The sequence below is a fragment of the Patescibacteria group bacterium genome, from assembly GCA_041664365.1.
Classification (GTDB): domain Bacteria; phylum Patescibacteriota; class Patescibacteriia; order UM-FILTER-42-10; family UM-FILTER-42-10; genus JAHJEX01.
The window spans coordinates 67633-88386 of sequence record JBAYKW010000003.1; the positions used below are offsets into that span (position 1 = coordinate 67633).

General features: G+C 37.7%; 12 protein-coding genes and 2 pseudogenes. 11 read left to right on the plus strand and 3 right to left on the minus strand.

Translation table 11 applies throughout. The features are described 5' to 3' along the window. Nucleotides 1–8: 8 nt before the first annotated feature. Complete coding sequence (gene pncB, locus WCW66_03090) at nucleotides 9–1373, minus strand: nicotinate phosphoribosyltransferase (GenBank protein ID MFA6391715.1); 1365 nt, start codon at nucleotides 1371–1373, stop codon at nucleotides 9–11. A gap of 237 nt (nucleotides 1374–1610) precedes the next feature. Between pncB and WCW66_03095 the strand changes: the two genes are divergently transcribed. The 11 genes and pseudogenes from WCW66_03095 to WCW66_03145 all read left to right on the plus strand — a co-directional run bounded on the left by WCW66_03095 (nucleotide 1611) and on the right by WCW66_03145 (nucleotide 18544). Then, the gene (locus tag WCW66_03095; protein ID MFA6391716.1) at nucleotides 1611–4160 is read left to right on the plus strand and encodes a putative glycoside hydrolase; all 2550 of its coding nucleotides are present in this window, start codon (nucleotides 1611–1613) and stop codon (nucleotides 4158–4160) included. A gap of 106 nt (nucleotides 4161–4266) precedes the next feature. Continuing rightward, nucleotides 4267–6816 (plus strand): putative glycoside hydrolase, encoded by a 2550-nt coding sequence (locus WCW66_03100; GenBank protein ID MFA6391717.1) that lies wholly within the window; start codon nucleotides 4267–4269, stop codon nucleotides 6814–6816. Nucleotides 6817–6822: 6 nt separating this feature from the next. Then, nucleotides 6823–8472, plus strand: a complete 1650-nt coding sequence (locus tag WCW66_03105) for a fibronectin type III domain-containing protein (GenBank protein ID MFA6391718.1) — start codon at nucleotides 6823–6825, stop codon at nucleotides 8470–8472. A gap of 11 nt (nucleotides 8473–8483) precedes the next feature. After that, entirely contained in the window at nucleotides 8484–8972 is a 489-nt protein-coding gene (locus tag WCW66_03110) for a prepilin-type N-terminal cleavage/methylation domain-containing protein (protein ID MFA6391719.1), read from the plus strand. 89 nt (nucleotides 8973–9061) lie between these two features. Continuing rightward, nucleotides 9062–10687, plus strand: a complete 1626-nt coding sequence (locus WCW66_03115; GenBank protein MFA6391720.1) for a PEP-utilizing enzyme — start codon at nucleotides 9062–9064, stop codon at nucleotides 10685–10687. Between the two features lie 143 nt (nucleotides 10688–10830). Beyond that, nucleotides 10831–11739, plus strand: coding sequence for a hypothetical protein (locus tag WCW66_03120; protein MFA6391721.1), 909 nt, complete (start codon nucleotides 10831–10833; stop codon nucleotides 11737–11739). Nucleotides 11740–11769: 30 nt separating this feature from the next. After that, nucleotides 11770–13260, plus strand: a complete 1491-nt coding sequence (locus tag WCW66_03125; GenBank protein ID MFA6391722.1) for a PEP-utilizing enzyme — start codon at nucleotides 11770–11772, stop codon at nucleotides 13258–13260. 4 nt (nucleotides 13261–13264) lie between these two features. Continuing rightward, nucleotides 13265–14656: a PEP-utilizing enzyme gene (locus WCW66_03130; GenBank protein ID MFA6391723.1), complete on the plus strand. Its 1392-nt coding sequence runs from the start codon at nucleotides 13265–13267 to the stop codon at nucleotides 14654–14656. Nucleotides 14657–15848: 1192 nt separating this feature from the next. Continuing rightward, nucleotides 15849–16127: pseudogene (locus WCW66_03135) on the plus strand (PEP-utilizing enzyme). 1169 nt (nucleotides 16128–17296) lie between these two features. Next, nucleotides 17297–17560 (plus strand): annotated as a pseudogene (locus WCW66_03140) (PEP-utilizing enzyme). Nucleotides 17561–17608: 48 nt separating this feature from the next. Next, nucleotides 17609–18544 carry a hypothetical protein gene (locus WCW66_03145; GenBank protein ID MFA6391724.1) on the plus strand — a complete coding sequence of 312 codons (936 nt, stop codon included), beginning with the start codon at nucleotides 17609–17611 and terminating at the stop codon, nucleotides 18542–18544. Between the two features lie 74 nt (nucleotides 18545–18618). Here the strand turns inward: WCW66_03145 and WCW66_03150 are convergent, their stop codons facing one another. After that, complete coding sequence (locus tag WCW66_03150) at nucleotides 18619–18990, minus strand: response regulator (GenBank protein ID MFA6391725.1); 372 nt, start codon at nucleotides 18988–18990, stop codon at nucleotides 18619–18621. A gap of 6 nt (nucleotides 18991–18996) precedes the next feature. Beyond that, nucleotides 18997–20745, minus strand: a complete 1749-nt coding sequence (locus WCW66_03155; GenBank protein MFA6391726.1) for an ATP-binding protein — start codon at nucleotides 20743–20745, stop codon at nucleotides 18997–18999. Nucleotides 20746–20754: the final 9 nt, after the last annotated feature.

Genomic DNA, 20754 nt, shown 5'->3' on the forward strand with positions numbered 1-20754 from the left:
AGTATTGCTTATTTTAGGTGTTCTTTTTTGACCTGGTCCAGTAGTTGTTCTAATTTTTTACTAATGTCCACGCGATATGGGTGTTGTTTATCGATGTCTAAAAGTTTTTCAGGTATAGTGCTAAGTTGTTTATTGAAATATTTTCTTATTTCATCAAGACTCGGTAATTTCTTTACTAATTTGCCTTTGGTTAGCACTTTTTTAAGTAATGGGGAGCCATAATTTTCATTTTCCAAACCAACAATATCATAAGCTATTTTATTATTCTTATATTTTCGGAAAACCTGTTTTCTACCGGGATAACTTTGCTTGCCAGGAGTTAATTTCGCCGTGTAATGTATGTTTTTACCATCTCTAATTTCCGCAACTTTATATACAACTTCAAGACTGGGGGAGTCAGACATGGTGGCATATTCTGTGGCGATAACAAATGAATCAATCGGCGCTTTATCAGCTAATAATTTTTTCACTTTATATTCATCCAGATTAGTGGCTACCATGATTTTTACATTATGGAGACCATTTTTATCCAACATTTTTTTGGCAACAAATGATAGTTTGCCGAGATCGCCGGAATCTATGCCAATATAGTTCAGATTACCCCCTTTTTTCTGTAATTCTTTGGCAACAATTATTGCATTTTTTATCCCTTGCTTTATATCATAAGTATCTACCATGAATGCCCCGTTATCAGGGAAATAATGAACCATTTTTCTAAAAGCGGTCAGCTCCTCTGTAAATGATTTAATAAAAAAATGCTGTCCTAATACAAGGTAATTTTCTTGCTGGGGAATTTTATACTTTCTAATAAATTCCGGCCAGGCATTAATATGCAGTCCACAAATATATCCACTGCGCAAACCTTTCATCCCTGATTCAAAGGATTGAGATCGCTGCATACCCAAAACAATATCTTTACTAATAGTACTAATTCTAGCCGCCTTGGACATAAACAAAACATTGGAAACGGTAATGCCAAAAATAACGGTTTCAATAACCGAGGCTTCAATTAAAGGCGCGGTTATCCTTATTATCGGTTCTCCGGGGAAGAAAATAGTTCCCTCTGGCATGGCAGAAACATCACCAGTAAAACGAAATTTTCTTAAGTAGTCGGCAAATTTTTTGGTAATTAAATTACCATCAATAAGTATTTGAATTTGTTCTTCTGAATAGCGTAAATTTGTCAGGTAATTTACTAATTCTTCTAAACCTCCGCAGACCATATAATTTCTGTTTTTTGGCATATCTCTGACAACTAAATCAAAGGTAGCAATTTGTTTATCTTTACCTTCTTCTAACCAAATAGCAGCTTGAGCATAAGTGGAAGATAGTTGTGTCAGAAATAAGCTGGAAAATTCAAAAAGATTATTCATAAGTATGTTTTTAATGGCTTTCACATTACAATTATAGTACTTTTATTCAACTTTGTTAAGTTTATTATAATTTTTATTTAGCAAGTTACGTGGTAATGATAATATTTTTTTAAGATGATGATGTAATAGAAATAGTTGAGGAAAAAATTGTAATAACAAAAGTAAGCAAATAGAATATTATTGACAAAAGACAAAAAATCTGTTATCCTGAGGTGGTAATATGATTATAAAAAAACTATGCGTAATGATATCAACGCATTTAGATTAGGTAACATAATGACTAAAGTAGTTGTTATTTTTGTTTTTAGTGCCGCCGTTTTTTCGGCGATTTTTTATTTAGGGCAAAGCGGAAAGTTAGTGGAAAAAACAAAGGCAACTGACTCATATGCTGAGATTATCCAGCCCTATGCAGGGAGTCAGGTTATTGCACATACTGATGCCACAGAAGATTCAACCTATGAGTGGAAAGTGAATGAGGTATCCCAGCAGAGCGGAATAGTACCGACTAAATTCCTTGCGCATTTTAATGGTAGCCTCCAAACTGCAGCGGGTGAGAATCCAGCCACGAGTGAGTCGATTGCTTATGAGGATGTAAAATTCGGCCAGGGGATGGTCGGTACGGCTGATTATCCGATGACCGGCAATTTTGATGTCACAAAGGGTACGCTGGATCTTTGGCTGACACTAAAAAAACCGCTGGACGATCCAGATTTTGACAGTAGTCCGTATTTTCTTTATTACCATAATTCCGGTACGAGTGATTCTTTCATGGTGAATGTCCATAGTTCAAATGTTTTAAGCTTTACAATGTATGATTCTTCAGACGGTTGGGAGCTGGCTGTTCAGGTCAATACAAGCAACTACACAATTCCGGTGGGAGTGCCTTTTCACTTTGTAGCAACATGGTCTGTCGCGGAAAAGACAGCAAAATTATACCTGAATGGTGAACAGGTATCACGCAGAGATTATGAGGCGGACGAGCGCTTTCCGGAAATCGTTGTCGGCGCGGAAAATGTTAGGATTGGAAACACAAACGTAGTGGTTGACGAAGTCAGGTTTTTGAATGATGTATTATCAACAGACCAGATAAAAGATTCTTATGTCCGTGGCATACCGTATTCAGAAAGTGATGTTTATTATAATGGTACTATCAGTCAGGGCGATACGGTTGAGCTTACTGTTACGGATGGCGGAATTCCGCTTTCAGACAGTGCAACTGTCGCTGGACAAAAAATTACTGTAACCAGCCCGGTCGGTTATTTTGTACCGAATACTGATAGCTTAACAGTTAGTTTTAATACCGCTACCGCGATGACCTGCCGTTACGGCACAGTGCCGGATGCGTATGATAATCTGCCGTTGATTGCGGAAGGTGCGGAAACGTTACATACGATTACATACGCGGTGGACAGTATAATTGAACAATTCCCAGTGGCGATCAAATGCCAGGGAACAAGTGATGATGCTGATGATTATGGATTCTTCCGCCGTTACCGTGTATTGCCTGAGCCGAAACTGACCTATCCTAAAATCTCAAAACTTTGGTGGGGTAATGCAGTGTTGGATTCAGAAATTCCATATCTTGCTAAATTTGATTTTGTTAATACGTCAAAAAGTAATGTTACAAAACCTGGAATGATTAAACAACTCAAAACGTTAAACCCGGACATAGTTACACTTGTCTATCAGGATATGATTGGCGTCCAGGATTATCCCGGCGTGGCATATCAGTCTGAATTGGACCGCGTGTCGGAGTCTTGGCGTCTTCAAAGTTCTGAAGTCCCGGGTGATTATTGCCGAAACCTTTATTTTCCCGATAATGATCCTTACAACCTGTATGTAAATGCTCCTTTTAATGAACAGAGCGCAAATCATACGGAGAAGGATCTGATAGATCGCCTTTCCTATTTTGATGGTATTTGGTGGGATGTGGTCGGACCGGATTTTTGGTTTTTGTATGATTTTACCGGAACCCCGCCCAGCTTTATTGAAAATTGTGATTTTGATAATGATGGAATTGATGAAGATTTAAACGTGACTGAAGATCGTGTTAAAGCATTACAAATCTGGGCTGACGGTATTCATGATATAATGTTGCGTTCACGCCAAAAATTGGGGCAAGATGTTCTGATGGCCGGCAATGGTGATGCATCTGTGCATTCCGACTTCAACGGAAAAAATGTTGAACATTTTTTCTCCCCCAGCAGATTTTCATATTACTTTGATCCGAATAACCTGCAGGGTTTTCTCTATTGGCAAGCACATTCAAAAGAGCCGAGAATGAATGAGAATTTGTATGAGATTCTCTATCCATATGGAACTTCGACATTTTATAAATATATGCGATACGGCTTAACCGCAAGCCTTCTGGCCGGTGTTTATTTTGATCCTAACTTGGGATCTGACAATGAGAACAATTCATGGTGGTTTGATGAATACTGGATCGATATCGCAACAGGCAGGCCGACTGACATTCTTGAAACTGGTAGCGGATATCTCGGTGAACCGCTAGGGGACTTTTATATAGTACAATCAAATGTGTACCGTCGTGACTTTGAAAACGGGATAGTCCTGCTTAATAATACTTCCGGATCATCTACCGTTAACCTCGGTGGAACATACCGGTATCTGGATGCGACGAACGGCGGACAGGACCCAGTCGCTAATCCGGGCGGTGAAACAGATTCAGTTACCATGAGTTGGTACGATGGGAGAATATTACTTAATCCTTTACCGCCGCAAGACAGTACACCACCGGGAACAATTAACGATTTGAATGCTACTTAAAGAATTGCATGTGAAAAGGTTAAGACCATTTAATGGTAAGTAACGCTTATTGACAAAAACCATATTTTCTGTTATCATGAAGTGGTAACATGAGTATAAAAAAACTATGCGTAATGATATCAGCGCATTTAGATTAGGCAACATAATGACTAAAGTAGTTGTTATTTTTGTTTTTACTGCCGCCGTGTTGTCGGCGGTTTTTTATTTAGGTAGGAGCGGTAATTTAATAGAAAAAACAAGAGCAACAGATTCATATGCTGAAATAGTACAGCCATATGTAGGAAGTCAGGTTATTGCACATACTGATGCTATGGAAGGGTCTAATTATGAATGGACAATAAACGCTGAACCGGTCCAAAGCGGAACAGTCCCAACAACATTTCTTTCGCATTTTGACGGTGATTTACGAACGATAACAGGCGAGGAGCCGATAACCAGCAGTTCTGTTACATATGAATCAGTGAAATTCGGCCAGGGTATGGTAGGAACAGCAGATTATCCGATGACCGGCAATCTTGACGTTACAAAGGGTACACTTGATCTTTGGCTGACACTAAAAAAACCGCTGGACGATCCGGAGTTTGATAGTAGTCCGTATATTCTTTATTATCACAATTCCAGTACAGGTGATTCTTTTATAGTGAATGTGCATAATACCGATGTAATAAGTTTTACCATGTATGATTTTTCTGACGGATGGGAATTGGCTGTTCAGGCCAGCACGAGCAACTATACAATCCCAGTAGGAGTACCTTTTCACTTTGTAGCAACATGGTCTGTCACGGATAAAGTGGCAAAAGTTTATTTGAATGGTGAACAGGTATCACGCAGAGATTATGAAGCGGACCAGCACTTTCCGGAAATCGTTGTCGGCGCGGAAAATGTTATGATTGGAAATACAAATGTTGTAATGGATGAGATCAGGGTTTCAAATGATGTATTATCAACAGATCAGATAAAAGATTCTTATGTCCGTGGCATGCCGTATTCAGAAAGTGATATCTATTACAACGGGATTGTTAGTGAAGGTGATACTGTAGAATTGAGCGTTACTAACGGTGGTATTCCTCAGACGGACAGTGCAACTGTCGCCGGACAAAAAATTACTGTAACCAGCCCGGCGGGATATTTCATACTAAATACAGACACATTTACTGTCAGCTTTAATACACCTACCGTCATGACTTGTCATTATGGAGCTGTGCCGGACTCATACGCTAACCTACCGCAGGTTACAGAAGGGACGGGGACTTCACATACAATTACATATAATGTAGATACTATTGTCGAACAATTTCCGGTTGCTATCAAATGTCACGGGGTGGGCGACGAAGCTGATGATTACGCGTTCTTCCGGCGCTACCGTGTATTGCCTGAGCCGAAACTGACCTATCCTAAACTTTCAAAGATTTGGTGGGGTAATACAGTATTAGATTCAGAAGTCCCATACCTTGCTAAATTTGATTTTGTTAATACATCAAAGAGTAATATTACAAAACCCGGACCGATTAAACAACTCAAAACATTAAATCCGAACCAAGTTGTCCTTGTTTATCAGGATATGATAGGCGTTCAGAATTATGGAGGTGTAGCATATCATTCTGAATCGGATCGCGTTTTGGAGTCTTGGCGTCTTCAAAGTTCTGAGGTTCCGGGTGATTTTTGCCGAAACCTTTATTATGCGGGTAATGATCTTTATAATCTTAATGTTAATGTTCCTTTTGGTGAGCAGAGTGCAGATCATACGGAGAAGGATTTAATTGATCGCCTTTCCTATTTTGATGGTATTTGGTGGGATGTGGTCGGACCGGATTTTTGGTTTTTGTATGATTATAACGGAAACCCGGCAAGTTATGTTGAAAATTGTGATTTTGATAACGACGGCATAGATGAAGATTTAAACATCACAGCAGATCGGCTGAAAGCACAGCAGATTTGGGCGAACGGTATTCATGATATAATGTTGCGTTCACGCCAGAAATTGGGACAGGAAGTATTGATGGTAGGCAACGGTAATGCATCTGTGCATTCCGACTTCAACGGAAAACATCTCGAACATTTTTTCACCCCCAGCACATTTTTACAATATTTTGATCCGAATAACGTGCAGGGGTTTCTCTATTGGCAGAATAATTCAAAAGAGCCGAGAATGAATGATAATTTGTATAAAATTAGCGGTTCGTATGGTACTCAGTCATTCTATAAGTCTATGCGATATGGCTTGACCGCAAGTCTCTTAGCCGGTGTTTATTTTGATCCAAACTCGGGAGCTGAAAATGTGAACAATACATGGTGGTTTGATGAATACTGGATCGATACGGAAACGGCTAGACCGACTGACATTCTTGAAACTGGTAGCGGATATCTCGGTGAACCGCAAGGGGACTATTATATGGTACAATCAAATGTGTACCGCCGTGACTTTGAAAACGGGATAGTCCTGCTTAATAATACTTCCGGATCATCTACCATTAACCTCGGCGGAACATACCGGTATCTGGATGCGACGAACGGCGGACAAGACCCAGTCGCTAATCTGGGCGGTGAAACAGATTCAGTTACCATGAGTTGGTACGATGGGAGAATATTACTTAATCCTTTACCGCCGCAAGACAGTACACCACCGGGGACAATTAACGATTTATATACTGAATAGATGCATATGAATACAGTTTTAATGATTAAGAATAAGCCAAGAGTTCTGGTCAGAATTAATATTTATATTGCTGTTATAGCATTAGTATCAGCATTTATCGGTTTTGCGTATAGTATGTTGTATCCATACGGGAACCAGTCATATTTGCCAGAGGTCCAGGCGGGGTTTAGCGCTACATCAGCAAATTCAGTAACCATTAACTGGACTGCTCCGGGGGATGATAGTTTTTCCGGCACGGCAGTTGGCTACGATATCCGTTATAGCACCCAGTCTATTAACGATTCTAACTGGACTGCTGCTTCGGTTGTTTCTGATGTTCCCGCGCCTTTAACTGCCGGTAGCGCGGAATCATTTGTTGTAATGGGTCTGGCGCCAAATACAACGTACTATTTTGCAATTAAAACTGTCGATAATGAAGGTCTGTGGTCGGCGCTTTCAAATATTGCATCGCACACAACAGACTGCGTGGAATCATGGACATGTTCTGTCTGGTCAGAATGCGTAAATGGAACTCAGTCCAGAACTTGCAGTGATTTAAACAACTGCGGAACACAGGAGGAAATTCCATATCTGACGAACTTGTGTACAGTTGAAATTCCACCGACAGAACCACCAACTGTTCCACCAACTGTGCCACCGGTGGATGAACCTACTACACCGCCCAGTGGTGGTGACGAGCCTCAAATCCAGGAAAGCTATATCGTTGCTGCACCGAATCTGGGTGGAGGGCCGCAGGTAAGAATTTTTTCAAAAACCGGAAAATTATTGTCACAATTCTATGCCTATTCAACATCATTCCGCGGTGGAGTTAATGTTGCTGTAGACGATCTTGATAATGACGGAATTGACGAAATTGTAGTCGGACCGGGGCCCGGGTATGAACCTAAAGTAAGAGTCTTTACCTGGAAGGGCAGGTTGCTTTATGAGTTTACCGCATACCAAGCGGGATATCGCAATGGTGTGAAGGTTGCGATCGGAGATGTCGATGATAAAGGCGGAAAGGAAATAATTGTTTCTCCTGCATCCGGTGGCGGTCCGAACATAAGGATATTCGGCAAACGTAACGGTACCTATAGTCCTACAATTGAGAATTTTTTCGCATACAATCAATGGTTGCGCGGGAGCTGGAATGTGGCGAGCGGTGATTTAGATAGGGATGGTCATTCCGATATCATTACGGCGCCGGGTAAATTAACCGGTGGTCCGCATGTCCGTATATTCCATTATGAAGGTAATAAAATCTGGCCGCATATTTTAGGATTCATGGCATATCCAACGAATTTCAGGGGAGGAGTAAATATAGCTGCCGGAGATCTAGTCGGAAACAGTGGAGATGAAATAATAACAGCGCCGGTTGCTGTCGGCGGACCATTTGTCAGAATATTTCGTCGTTTACCTGACGGTTCTATAGCTTTATACCGAAACGGATTCTTTGCCTATCATCCGGAATTCCGGGGAGGGGTGAGTTTGGCTACCGGAGATTTTAATTATGATGGTAAAGATGAGATCGTAACTGCCGTACAGTCCGGTGATCGGGCGGTGGTAAAGATTTGGAAAGGAATGGGCGAATATCCTCTTTACGAAGTTGTGGTTTTTCCAAACGAGATGCAAGCTGGTGTTAATATTGCTGTCGGCAAATTCTTTCTGCCACAGTAAAACAAAACAATATGAAAAATAATAAAGGATTTACTCTGTTAGAGTTGTTGGTTGTCGTGGCAATCATCGGTCTTATTTCTTCCATTGCTTTCGTAGCAATGCAAAACGCCCGCGCAGAGGCGCGCGATGCAAAAAGATTGGCTGATGTTCATGCAATAAGGAATGCACTGGAGCTTTATTATCACGATAATGGATCTTATCCTGATCCATGGTGTATTGGTTTGACATCTGTCGCAGGCTGTAATTCATTTGTTGAGCCAAATAGCTGGATACCATCATTGATACCAAAGTATATGCAGACACTACCTAATGATCCGTTGAACACAACAAATGATGAAACTAATGAACATTATTTATATTTTTATACACGATGGGCAGTAGATGAAAATGCACCTCAACAATACTACCTCATATACAGAAGAGAAACGAAAGGTCAGGTAAGAGAATGCCCTGTTTTATGGGGTGGTAATTGGTCTTCGTTATGTGGAGGAATAATTTAAATTTAGTAAACTAAGCATTTTTTCTAATTGCCTACAAATGGTATAATATAACAGCAATATAGGCTGTTTTTATTTATTAAATGAATAGAATGCCTGAAAAGAAAATTAAGCATATTAATAACCAAGATTCATGGATGCTGGCTGAAGACATCCCTGATATTGATTTGTTTTTTTCTCAAATTTGGTTATCCTGCCTTGCTAATGAGTTCGCCCGTCCGGGAGGATATGCCAATGAAAAAGTTATGACTATTTTCAGAGGCTACCATATGTGGTTCTATTTTGGCGAGGAAGATTCATTCAAACAGGGTCAGCATCTAGTTGAAAGGTTTGTTAAAAACCTTCAGTTTGCAGCGGAAGCGAATGAAGAGATTGTAAAATGGTCTGACAAACTGCGCTATTTTGCGCATAATCTCCCGCAGGAGAATTTAGAAAAACTCACTAGAAAACAGTTATGGTTTTTTTATCAGAGACACGATGAAGTTCACACAAAATATTATCAGTGGTACTGGCTTCCGGTTGCAGCCGACATGTTCCACGGAAATTTTACCGAAGAGATGAAAAAATATTTGAAGTCGATTGGGGTGGAAAAAGATAAAATAAATGAATATCTGGTAATTTTAACTGCTCCCGAAAACAAGTCTCTAATCCAGATTGAACGTGAAGAATTTCTGACTATCGCGTCAAAAATCCAGAAAGACCCGTATCATAAAAAACTTTTCCAGAGATTATATCAGGAATTTATGGAGTACAATGGATTGCCAAATGGGATGGAGAATCATGCACCCGAATATGAATTGGCTTTTGAAAAGAAGGTTGCAGATATAAAGGATAATATTAAGATGGAAATTCTGAAATTAATTCAGGATCACTACATTAAATACCATTATGTTAGATATATGTGGATTGGCCGTGACGATATCTATACATATGATTATTATCTCAAAGAGTTAGTGAAGCTGATTGGTGAAGACGTTAACTTCGGGGAAATATTGAAAAATGAAATCAATCAGCATAAAAATTTGATAACAAAAAAGAATGCGCTAATTAAAAAACTGAAGATTGGTAAGGATTGGAGGGTAATTTTAGCCGGTTGGTCAGAATTCATGGTAACTAAAATCCATGGCCGGTTCGCGCAAATTTACACAATCTACAACATGCAGCCGGTTTTAGGTGAAATTGCCAGAAGGCTGGATATTTCACTCATGCAGGCAAGATTTATGATGAAATCAGAGGTCAGAGATGCGTTGATTGGGGGTAAGAAACCGGATAAGAAAACATTGCAAAAAAGGACGAAATTCTGCGTGTATTATGTAGAAAAGGGAATTGAGAAAATATATACCGGCAATCAGGCAAAAAAAATGGCTGAAAAAACCACAATGACTGTTAATGAGGAAATCACAGAAATAAACGGACAATGCGGATGCGTGGGGAGAGGGAAAGGGAAGGTCAGATTGATAATCAGGGCTTCTGACATGGGAAAAATGAAAAACGGCGATGTTTTAGTTTCAATCGCAACTAATCCTGGCATAGTCGCGGCAATGAAAAAAGCTTCGGCAATCGTAACTGATCAGGGCGGGATTACTTCGCATGCGGCTATTATTGCCAGGGAACTGGGTATTCCATGCGTAATCGGCACAAAAATTGCGACAAAAGTATTCAAAGACGGAGATTTGGTGGAGGTGGATGCTACTAAAGGAATGGTGAGAAAATTGTGATAATATATTCATTCTATCGAGGTGTCCTGTACCACTAAATGGTACAGGACAACCCCGCACCCAAGGTGGTGCGGGGTAGACGCGACAAGGGGAGTTGTTAAAAAGATTTAAGGTTAATACATTTAATATAATTTATTTAAAATATGCCAGATCATTTTAAACCAGAACAACAATTAGCAAATCCAGAAAGAGAAAGGGAATATACTTCTAGAGTTTTACTTCATTTTTTTCGCCATGGAGAAAAGGAGTCTATCCCAGGTAGAACAAACGAAGAACAGATGTTGACAGCCGCTGGCCGCCGTCAAGGTTTGGAAACTGGACTAATGAGACCGGAAGCTAAGCCATCAGCTATGGCCTTTGGTAGTGATATACCTAGATCTCAAGAAATGGCCGGTTTTGACCTAGCCGGAGCTCAAAGACGAGAAGATATTAGTGGAGATGAATCATTGGATGAATTAAGGGATATATTAGACCAAGATATTAAAATAGGTACCAAATTAGCAGTAGATCCGCGACTGGGTTTTCATTATGACGATCCGGGATTATTAGCTGAGGCTACTAAAGCTTATAAAAATGGACAGGCATTAAAATTTGTTGTTGAGAATAGTGATGAAATAGCCAAAAATGCGGGTGATAACGATAGTACAACATATGCTAAATCAGCAGCTAATGTTTCAGAGATACTTAATAAGTATATGACAATTGCGTCCCGTTTTGATCAGATTGTCAGCGATGAGGATAAAAAAGAAAAATATAGTGATACGCTGGAGAGATTCATGGGTTCGCATGCCGGTGTGATAGATGTTTTTTTATGTAAGGTAGTGGAAAAATTAAAAGGCGTGGAAGTGCGAAATAAATTAGTGCAAGCATTGAATAATAACGGTTTTAATTTTGCTGAGGGTTTTGATATAGAAATTGATGTGATAAATGGTGAAACGCAAATGCGTATCAAGTATTCAAAACCAGAAGATGAACGCGGTGAAGCTTTTGAAATTGATGAGATGATTCCCAGGGAGATGCTAGAAGAAATGATGGAAGCGGGAGGAAAATAGTAATTTTATCAATCATTAAATAAAAATTTTATGGCGGGAGCAGTAATAAGATCAGGAGAGTGGAGGATTAAGCCGTCCGGTAAATTACCAATTTTTTTGCGTTTTATGATTAACTCTAGCTTTAGCCATGAAATTGCCAATCAAGTTGGCTTTAAGAATCATATAGTAAATCGAGTTTATTTGAATCATATGATGTACTGGCCGGCAAAAGAATATGATGCTTTTGAAACAGAAATAATTAATAACTTAAAGCAGGATAATTATTGGCTTGATAACTATTGCAACAGAGAACTTAAAAATTCAGAAGAACTTTATAATTTAGGTTTAAAATTACAAAAAACTGATTGGTCAAAAAAAAGTAATTTAGAGATGAAAAAAACTTTAGATAGTCTGTTAAATAAATATAAATTGTTATCATGCTCATGGTATGCACAGTACCCGATTGATATTTATTATGAAGATAGAATAGAGGAATTTTTGCTAAAATATATAAAAATATCCAACTCTGATTTTAGAAAATTAGTTTTGATTTTTACTGACCCTAAGGAAATGACTGAAGTAGCTGAAGAAAGGTGGAAATTAATAACAATCGCAAATAAATTTAAAAAGAATAAAGAAGATTTAAATAACTTATCAAAATCAGCAGACAATGATTTAAATAATCATTTAGATAGATTCGCTTATATCAATCGCGGTTTAGCTACCAGTAAGCCTTATACTAGACAAGATATAATTGATAGGATAAAAGAGTCTTTGCATAGCAAAGAAGGTCTTAATAAATTGATCAATAATAGTTCGCCTGAAAAAGTAAAAGAGGATTATAACTGGGCATTAAGTCAAATTAAACCAGAAGCTGATTTTAAACGTACAATTGAACAAGCTCGTTTACATTCCTATACTAGAAACAGAAGGGTAGAGGCTTTTTTTAGAGCCGACTTTGGAGCTAGTTTTATGTATCATGAAATTGCCAGAAGAAACAAATTCAACGAGGATTGGGTAATGGAATTATCTGTAGAGGAAATGTATGGTGCTTTAGATGGTAAAATATTACCAGACAAGACCGAAATGCAACGTCGTTTTACCAACTATGCCATGGTTGTTGAAGATGCCAAAACAAAATTAGTTGTTGATCCTAAGGAAATAAAAAAGTTAGAAGAAAAATATAGTGTTGAGATTGTGGATTCTAATGAATTGCAAGGTAAAATGGCTAGTTTGGGCGGGATAATCAGGGGGAGGGCCAAAATATGCTTAGACAAGAAAGATATTGGTAAAATAGAAAGAGGGGACATCTTGGTAGCTCAGTTTACTACGCCTGACTTTGTCCCAGCGATGGAAAAAGCTGCTGCGATTGTTGCTGATCAAGGCGGGCTATCTTCCCACGCCGCTATTGTTTCAAGAGAGCTGGGAGTGCCGTGCGTCATAGATACTAAAAATGGTACTCGAATTATTAAGGACAATGATTTACTGGAGATCAATGCTCAAACAGGCTTAGTTAAAATATTAGAAAGAGCAAAAGAATAAGACAATGCTAAAAGATAAAGCTAGAATTAATTTGGATATCAAATTCATTGCCGACAAAACGTCGGGGATCTCCTGTGAACCATTTTTGGCTTCTATACCACTCAAAGTAGTTGAAGCTAACAATTATCGGCATTTAATTAAATTCCCTTTTTATGGTTTAAGTATCAATTGTCGTCAGAAGTATGCCGACGAATATATAGATGAAGCTAAATATGAAGGAGAGACTAATAAGCTATTAGTTTATGTAAGAAAAAATGGTCCTAAATATATACAAGATATTGCTACTTTAATTACTCAAGAAGCCAAGGATTTTAAGAAATATTCAGATAAGCTCATAGCCAAAATACCTAAACTTAGTAATCGCCAATTAGTTGACCAGATGACGTCTTATGTTAATCACTATGCTTATCATTTTGGCTTAGGGGGGCCAACTTTTGTTTATGAAGCTATTTTATCGGCTCGGATCACTGAATCACTGTTTTTCCGGTACCAAGAGGCGCCGCAAATTATTAACCAGCTTTTGGCTGGTAAACACCAAAGTTTCATGGTGGATAGTGAAAAACTACTTTTAAAAATCAAGCAAGAAAAAAGTAAAAGACAAAAAGATGCTTTAATAAAAAAGTATATTAAAGAATTTTACTATATGGGCCCGGCTTATATCTACACAAAACCTTTGAATGCAAGTAGAGTCCTTAAGTTGGCAGCTACTGCTATGGCATCCAAACATCAATCATTTGAAAAAATAAAAGGTTTTAAACTTTTACCTGAGGAAAAATTAATTATCGATATTTTAAAACCGACGGAAATAATTCGTGATAAAAGAAAGTATATCAATCATATTGGTTCTTACACTTTATCTAGATTCTTAGATGAAGCAGTCAAAAGGTCTGGTGTGCCAATGAGTTTAGCTGTTAAGTCTTTCTGGTTTGAATACAGTGATTTAGTTTTTTCACCACAGATAATTAGGAGGAAACTGCAAAAAAGGAGTAAGGTCTCACTTGTGGCAGTTGATAATAATTTAATGTATCTAGAGGGAGATAGGATAAAAAACAGATTGCCGGTAAATAAAGGACAGCGATCTTTCATTGGTATTTCAGCATGCCAAGGAAAAACTACTGGTAAGGTACGCGTAATTCTGGGACCGTCAGATTTTAGAAAATTTAAGATAGGAGAGATACTGGTAACTGATATGACCAGGCCGGATTTCATGCCAATTATCCGTCATGCTAGAGCCATTATTACAAATGAGGGAGGGCTTACTTCTCACGCGGCTGTTATTTCCAGGGAGCTTAATATTCCCTGCGTACTGGGCACTAAAGTTGCGACCAGAATATTAAAGGACGGAGATTTCGTGGAAGTAGACGCAAATCGCGGTATAATAAAAAAATTAAAATAGTTTTATGAAATATGTAGAAGGTCTGCTGAAAAAAAATCTTAAAAAATGGAGTGGTAAAAAATGGTACCATCAGCGGTTTGATGGAGCGCCATATTTAATCCATACAATAGCAGAAGCGGAAATAACTGTAGATATCAAAAAGAAAAAGGGAACGCATAATGCTGTCCATTATTGCTTTTTTAATGATGGCAAAGCTGACTGGTATATTGAAATAGAAGATATGAAGAGGGTCTACTCGGCTGTATTGAAGGCCGGTAAAAAAAATTATCAACTGGGTCGTACTATGATTTCTGCTTGGCAGCCACAGCAAGATAGTTTTTACAAAAAGTGTTTGGAAATTGATAAAGTCAACTTAAAAATTCTAAAAAATCAAGAGTTAATAAAGTTACATGATGAGTTTCTGGAAATAATCTTACATAAAAACAGTTGTAGTTCTATTATCGATGGATTCGCTTTAGGAACGGATGAAATTGTAGCCGAAATGATACAAAAAATATACGATGTCAATCCAATAAATAAAAAATTAAGATTTGCGGAAGTATTTTCTATTCTGACTGCTCCAGTTCATTTGTCTTTTATTAATGAAGCGGAAATAGAGCTCTTGCAAATTGCAAAGGCTGTTAAGAGGGGAGAAAATAAAAACAAATTATTGAAGGAGTATCAGAAAAAATATTTCTGGATTAGAAACAATTATATTGATGCCAACATACTGACATTCAATCATTTCGCGAATGAATTGAAAAAGATTCTTTCACAAAAGACCAATATTGATAAAAAGATAAATAATATTAAAAATACACCGACCAGAAGTAGGCTGTTAAAAGATAAATTAATTGTAGAATTGAAAATAAGCAAGGAATTAAAATTTTTATTAAAAACATCAGAGGATTTTACATATTGGCAAGACGAAAGAAAGCGGGGAACATTCTGGATTGCGCATTATACCTATTTGATATTAAAAGAGATTTGTCGTCGTACGGGTATTACTCCGGAAGAAATAAAATATTTATCACCACGCGAAGTAAGTGAAATATTTAAAAATAAGGTAAATAGAAAATTATTACAACAAAGAATCAAAGCTTGTGTTTTTTATTGGGATTTAAATGGACACGAAGCAGTGGTCGGTAAGGATTATAAAAATGTGATGCATGAAATATTAGGAAATAAAAAGTTATCAGATGTTGATGATTTTCGAGGGCTGACTGCCTGCATGGGAAAGGCACGCGGTCAGGTTAGAATAGTCCATAGTGCTAGGGAAGTTAATAAAGTTGAGCAAGGTGATATATTAGTTGCTGTTATGACTAGGCCGGATTATGTACCGGCAATGAAGAAAGCGGCGGCTATTATAACTGATGAGGGAGGCTTAACTTGCCACGCAGCTATAATATCGCGGGAGTTAAATATCCCTTGTATTATCGGGACTAAGATTGCCACCAAAGTTCTCAAAGATGGTATGGAAGTAGAGGTCAATGCAAATCATAGTTGGGTAAAAATTATCAAAAAAATATGATTTAGGAAATTGAAATGAATAGTAAAGCAAACAAATATAATTGGAAAAAATTGTGGGCAAGAAATTATACCCCATTTATGATGGAGTCATTTATTCATGTTTTTCAAAAAACAGCCAATTTAAATATGTCTAATAATAAACTAGTTGTCCCGGATGGTAAGCTCTATGCGATTTATTTTGAAGAAAAGGAATTTGGACAACTGACTGAAAATTATAAACGTTTGCTTCTGAAGAAAGACATAAAAGACTTTGCAGTTGCTTATGAACAGTCGTTTAAAAATTTTAATAATTGGTCTAAGAAAATTACTGATAGAGATTTTAGCAAACTTACTAATCAGCAGTTAGCTCGTTTTATCAAAGTCCTTCATAAAAAACTCATCATATTTTCCGAGCAGCAATTTTGCGCTTTTCTGGTTTTAGAAGGTATGGGTCGAGAAATTGAGCGTATTTTTGCTGAGCAGCCTGAAATTTTGCATGCCATAGGTACTCCCTACCGCTTTACCAAAATAGTAAAAGCAAGGGTTGAATTACTGAAATTAAAAACGAGAGGAAAAGTAACAAACAAAGATTTACAAAATTATATTCGTCGAAATTCCTGGCTTTCAGTTTACCAATTTACTGACAATTTACTGACAGTCGATAATGTTAAAGAAGAATTATCTGGGATAAAACATTCTCAGACCGAATTAAAACGTCTAATCACTAACCAAAAAAAAGATTTAAAGCAATACAAAGTATTTGTAAAAAATCTTAAGGACAAAAAACTAAAAAAGATGGTGGCGATAGTTCATGCTTTTGCCTATCTAAAAGAAATGCGTGACGATTATAGACGTCATGCTTATTACTATTATGCTGGATTTTGGCAAGAAATTAGCAAGAGGTTGAGTATTTTGTTCACAGAAACAAATTATTTGGTATCTGAAGAGCTACAAGAAGTATTAATGGGATCAAAAAAAATAAACTATAAGAAATTGGTAAAAGAAAGAAAAAATAGTTACGCACTCGTTCTTAAAGAAGGCAAGCTAAGTATTTATAGTGGTAAAAAAGCAAATACAATAACTGCGTTGATTAAACCAATAGCACACAGTAAGGAATTATCGGGTTATACTGCCTGCCAAGGGAAAGCTAAGGGCAGGGTAAATATAATTTCACATCATGGTGAACTGAAAAAATTTAAAAAAGGAGATATTTTAGTAACTAGCATGACTCATCCTGAGTTTATAAGTATAATGAAAAAAGCATCGGCAATTGTTACTGATGAAGGGGGAATTACTTGCCATGCTGCTATTGTGTCTAGAGAATTAGGGATTCCTTGTATAATTGGCACGAAAATTGCCACCAAAGTATTTAAAGACGGGGATATGGTGGAAGTGGATGCAACGAAAGGAATAGTAAAAAAGCTGTAATAATAGAAAATATAATTAATTAATTTAAGAATTATTATGCCAGAACCCGGATTTAAACCAAAACAGCCCGGTCTTCAACCAGAACAACAAGAGCGAAAAGAGTGGGGTCGCAACGTAGCGCTTACATTAAAAATAATGCGTCATGGGGATCGTGACAAACAAAAAAACTTAAGTGAATATGGCCGAAAGGAAACCCGTCAGCGTGCAAAGGATTTAGGCATTAAACCGGATGATTTTGATGCAATCAAAGCAATCGGTTCAAGTGCCGGTCCGGAAAGAGAAATAGAAGTAAATGGCAAAAAAGTTTCTATGGGCAGGGCTTTAGAAACTGCCCATATCTATGCGGACGAGCTGGATAGTGAAAATGAATTTGTGACTCGTGTAAATGATTTGTTGAATTTTGAAACGATCAAAACGCCGGCTCCTCATGACCATACTGCGGTTTATAATTCTAATCTGCCGGAAAATTATGATGATTTAGATGAAGTAGCGAAGGCGAAGGCGGCGGAAGATGCGCAGATCGCTACAGTTAATTACGTATTCAGCTTGCATAATCCGGAAGCGGAAGCATGGAAAAGGGAACAGGCAGGTGCTTTTGCTTATTTGGTGGAGCATTATCAAAAACTAGTAAAAAAATTAAAAAATAATTCAAGAGTATTAATACCCGCCGGCAGTCATGGCCCAACTATTGAAATTTTACTTCAACAGGCTTTAGTCATTAAGAAAGAAGACGGCACAGAACAGGTTGGCTTTGACAATATTGATGATATTGGCGGGCCTTCGCAGCCTTCTGATTCTTATAATATTGAAATTGTTACTGATGAAAATGGTGAATTCCAGGATTTAGTGGTGACCTTTGATGATCCAGACAGACCGCAATTTGAAATGCGGTTGGACGGGGATAGAATAAGAGAGCTTGCCGAATTTTATGAAGAACTTCATCCTGTGGAAAGATATAACCCAGGGGGATAAATTCAGAATGACAGAGAGTATTTAAAAACAAAAAACTCGGCCAGATCAGCCGGGTTTTTTTAATTTGGTTTATTCTATTGCTTTGGTGCAGAGTTAAGAATATTGGAAATCAACTTTTTAATATCATCTATATGGATATTGTCCTTTTGCAGGAAATATTTGACACCTAAAGCTTTAACTTTTTCTTCGTTACCGTCTTGGCCTAGAGATGAAAGGACAATAACAGGTATCGTTGATTCTTTATTTTGTTTTAAGAAATCAAAACCCCCCATCACTGGCATCATAATATCCAGCATAATTACGTCCGGCTGGAATTCTTTTACCAGATCCAAACCTGCTTGCCCATTATCCGCTGTCCTGACATCGTACCCTTCAGGAACAAGGGATGATTTAATAACTTGTTGAATAGCGCTATCATCATCAATTACTAAGATTTTTTTTGTCATAATAATTTATTCTAAAGGTAAGATAAAGAAAAATGTACTACCCTTATCTTCAGTTGATTCAACGCTAACCAGTCCGCCGTGCGCTTCAATGATTCCTTTCGCAATAACCAGACCTAAACCGGTTCCTTTTGCCTGGGTCTTTTTTTGCCCTTCCGCCTGCTCAAATTTATTAAACAACTTTTTAATCTGGTCTTTTCGAATACCAGAGCCATTGTCTGTTACTGCACAAATTATGACATCTTTTTCTCGTTTTTGCAAAACCTCAGATGAATTTGAAATAAACCATTTGATTCCCGCCTGCTTCGCTTTGCTTTCTATGTCCTCATCTTTTTTCAGAAGCAATGTTTGAACTTTCACGACTCCTTTTTCTTCCGTGAATTTAATGGCATTGGAAAGTAAATTGTTTAGAACTTGAATTATCTCTTTTTCATCAAATGGAACCTGTTCAATATCCGGTCCCCAGTAAGAATTTAAAACAATATTTTTTTCACTTGCTAAACTTTGGAAAAAATTGATTCTTTCTTCAATAACTCTTTTTAAATCTCCCTTTGACTTAGTGACAATAAATTTACCCGCTTCCAGCTTGGCAACATCCAACAAATCGTTAACCAGTTCTAAAATGTTAGTTGTACTGCCGTGGATCATTTTAGCGGATTGTAAAAACTGGTCTTTCGGCATTTTTTTATCCTGCAGCATTTCGGAAATCAACCGAATGCCGTTTAAAGGAGACCGTAAATCGTGCACCATCATGTTGGTAAAGTCTTCTTTGACTTTTTCCAGTTCCTTATCATGGGTTATGTCGTGCAGAATAATTACGGCGCCGAGTGTCTCACTGTTTTTATCTTTAACCGGTGAAAACAAAATCCGGATATATCGGTGTTGGATGTATGTTTCTTCGATTACTTCCTGCCGATTCAATTTAATACATTCTTCCAGTTTTGTCCTGAAGTCTACTTTTCCTTCAAAAGCTTCGATTATGTCAAATATGGATGTTTCTTTATTCTCGATACCTAGAAGATCCTTAACCTTGGGATTTGTGACATAAACCCTGTTGTCTTTATCAATCATTAGGACTCCGTCAGCCATACTGACTACCATGGCGTTAAGCTTGCTTTGCTCCGAGTCTAATACATCCTGCAGACGTGTTACGGCATTGGATGCTTGCGCGGTTATCTTATACAGAATAGTCATTTCATCTTCCTTATATAGTCCGGTTTTGGTGCTTGATACATTTAATATTCCCACTACTTTGTTGCCAACAGTTAATGGGATATTAAAAAATGAGCTCAATGGCTCATTATTATCATCATCCAAGATGGTACCGGCAATTACTTCTTCGATTGTTCTATTCTGATAATTCTGATCTGTCAGGACTGATAGTGCTGCTACCATTTTTCCCTTTACATCTTCCACGAATTTAGGACTGACGCTCTCTTCAACTTCACACTTGAAAAGCAATTCCTTCTTTTGAGTATCTTCCAAAATGTAAGAGGTAGTGGAATAATCAATCAGTTCTTTTAACGATCCGGTGATAATATCGGCGATTCTCTGGGTGTTTAAAGAATACCCTGCCCTTTCCCCGATTTCTTTAAGTATGGAAAGTTCATACATGCGCCGGTTATTTTCTGATTCTCTTTTTTCACTTTCAGCTTTTAATGTGCCTCTTAATTTTCTGATATAAACGCAAAAACTGACTATAACCGCAATGATTACAATCGAAAAAACAAATATCACTGATACATTCGCTTGATCCATGAGTCCAGC

Excerpts from the sequence above, each read along its gene's own strand:
- pncB (MFA6391715.1), bottom strand. The coding sequence starts at position 1,373 with ATGAATAATCTTTTTGAATTTTCCAGCTTATTTCTGACACAACTATCT.
- WCW66_03095 (MFA6391716.1), top strand. The coding sequence starts at position 1,611 with ATGCGTAATGATATCAACGCATTTAGATTAGGTAACATAATGACTAAA.
- WCW66_03100 (MFA6391717.1), top strand. The coding sequence starts at position 4,267 with ATGCGTAATGATATCAGCGCATTTAGATTAGGCAACATAATGACTAAA.
- WCW66_03105 (MFA6391718.1), top strand. The coding sequence starts at position 6,823 with ATGAATACAGTTTTAATGATTAAGAATAAGCCAAGAGTTCTGGTCAGA.
- WCW66_03110 (MFA6391719.1), top strand. The coding sequence starts at position 8,484 with ATGAAAAATAATAAAGGATTTACTCTGTTAGAGTTGTTGGTTGTCGTG.
- WCW66_03115 (MFA6391720.1), top strand. The coding sequence starts at position 9,062 with ATGCCTGAAAAGAAAATTAAGCATATTAATAACCAAGATTCATGGATG.
- WCW66_03120 (MFA6391721.1), top strand. The coding sequence starts at position 10,831 with ATGCCAGATCATTTTAAACCAGAACAACAATTAGCAAATCCAGAAAGA.
- WCW66_03125 (MFA6391722.1), top strand. The coding sequence starts at position 11,770 with ATGGCGGGAGCAGTAATAAGATCAGGAGAGTGGAGGATTAAGCCGTCC.
- WCW66_03130 (MFA6391723.1), top strand. The coding sequence starts at position 13,265 with ATGCTAAAAGATAAAGCTAGAATTAATTTGGATATCAAATTCATTGCC.
- WCW66_03145 (MFA6391724.1), top strand. The coding sequence starts at position 17,609 with ATGCCAGAACCCGGATTTAAACCAAAACAGCCCGGTCTTCAACCAGAA.
- WCW66_03150 (MFA6391725.1), bottom strand. The coding sequence starts at position 18,990 with ATGACAAAAAAAATCTTAGTAATTGATGATGATAGCGCTATTCAACAA.
- WCW66_03155 (MFA6391726.1), bottom strand. The coding sequence starts at position 20,745 with ATGGATCAAGCGAATGTATCAGTGATATTTGTTTTTTCGATTGTAATC.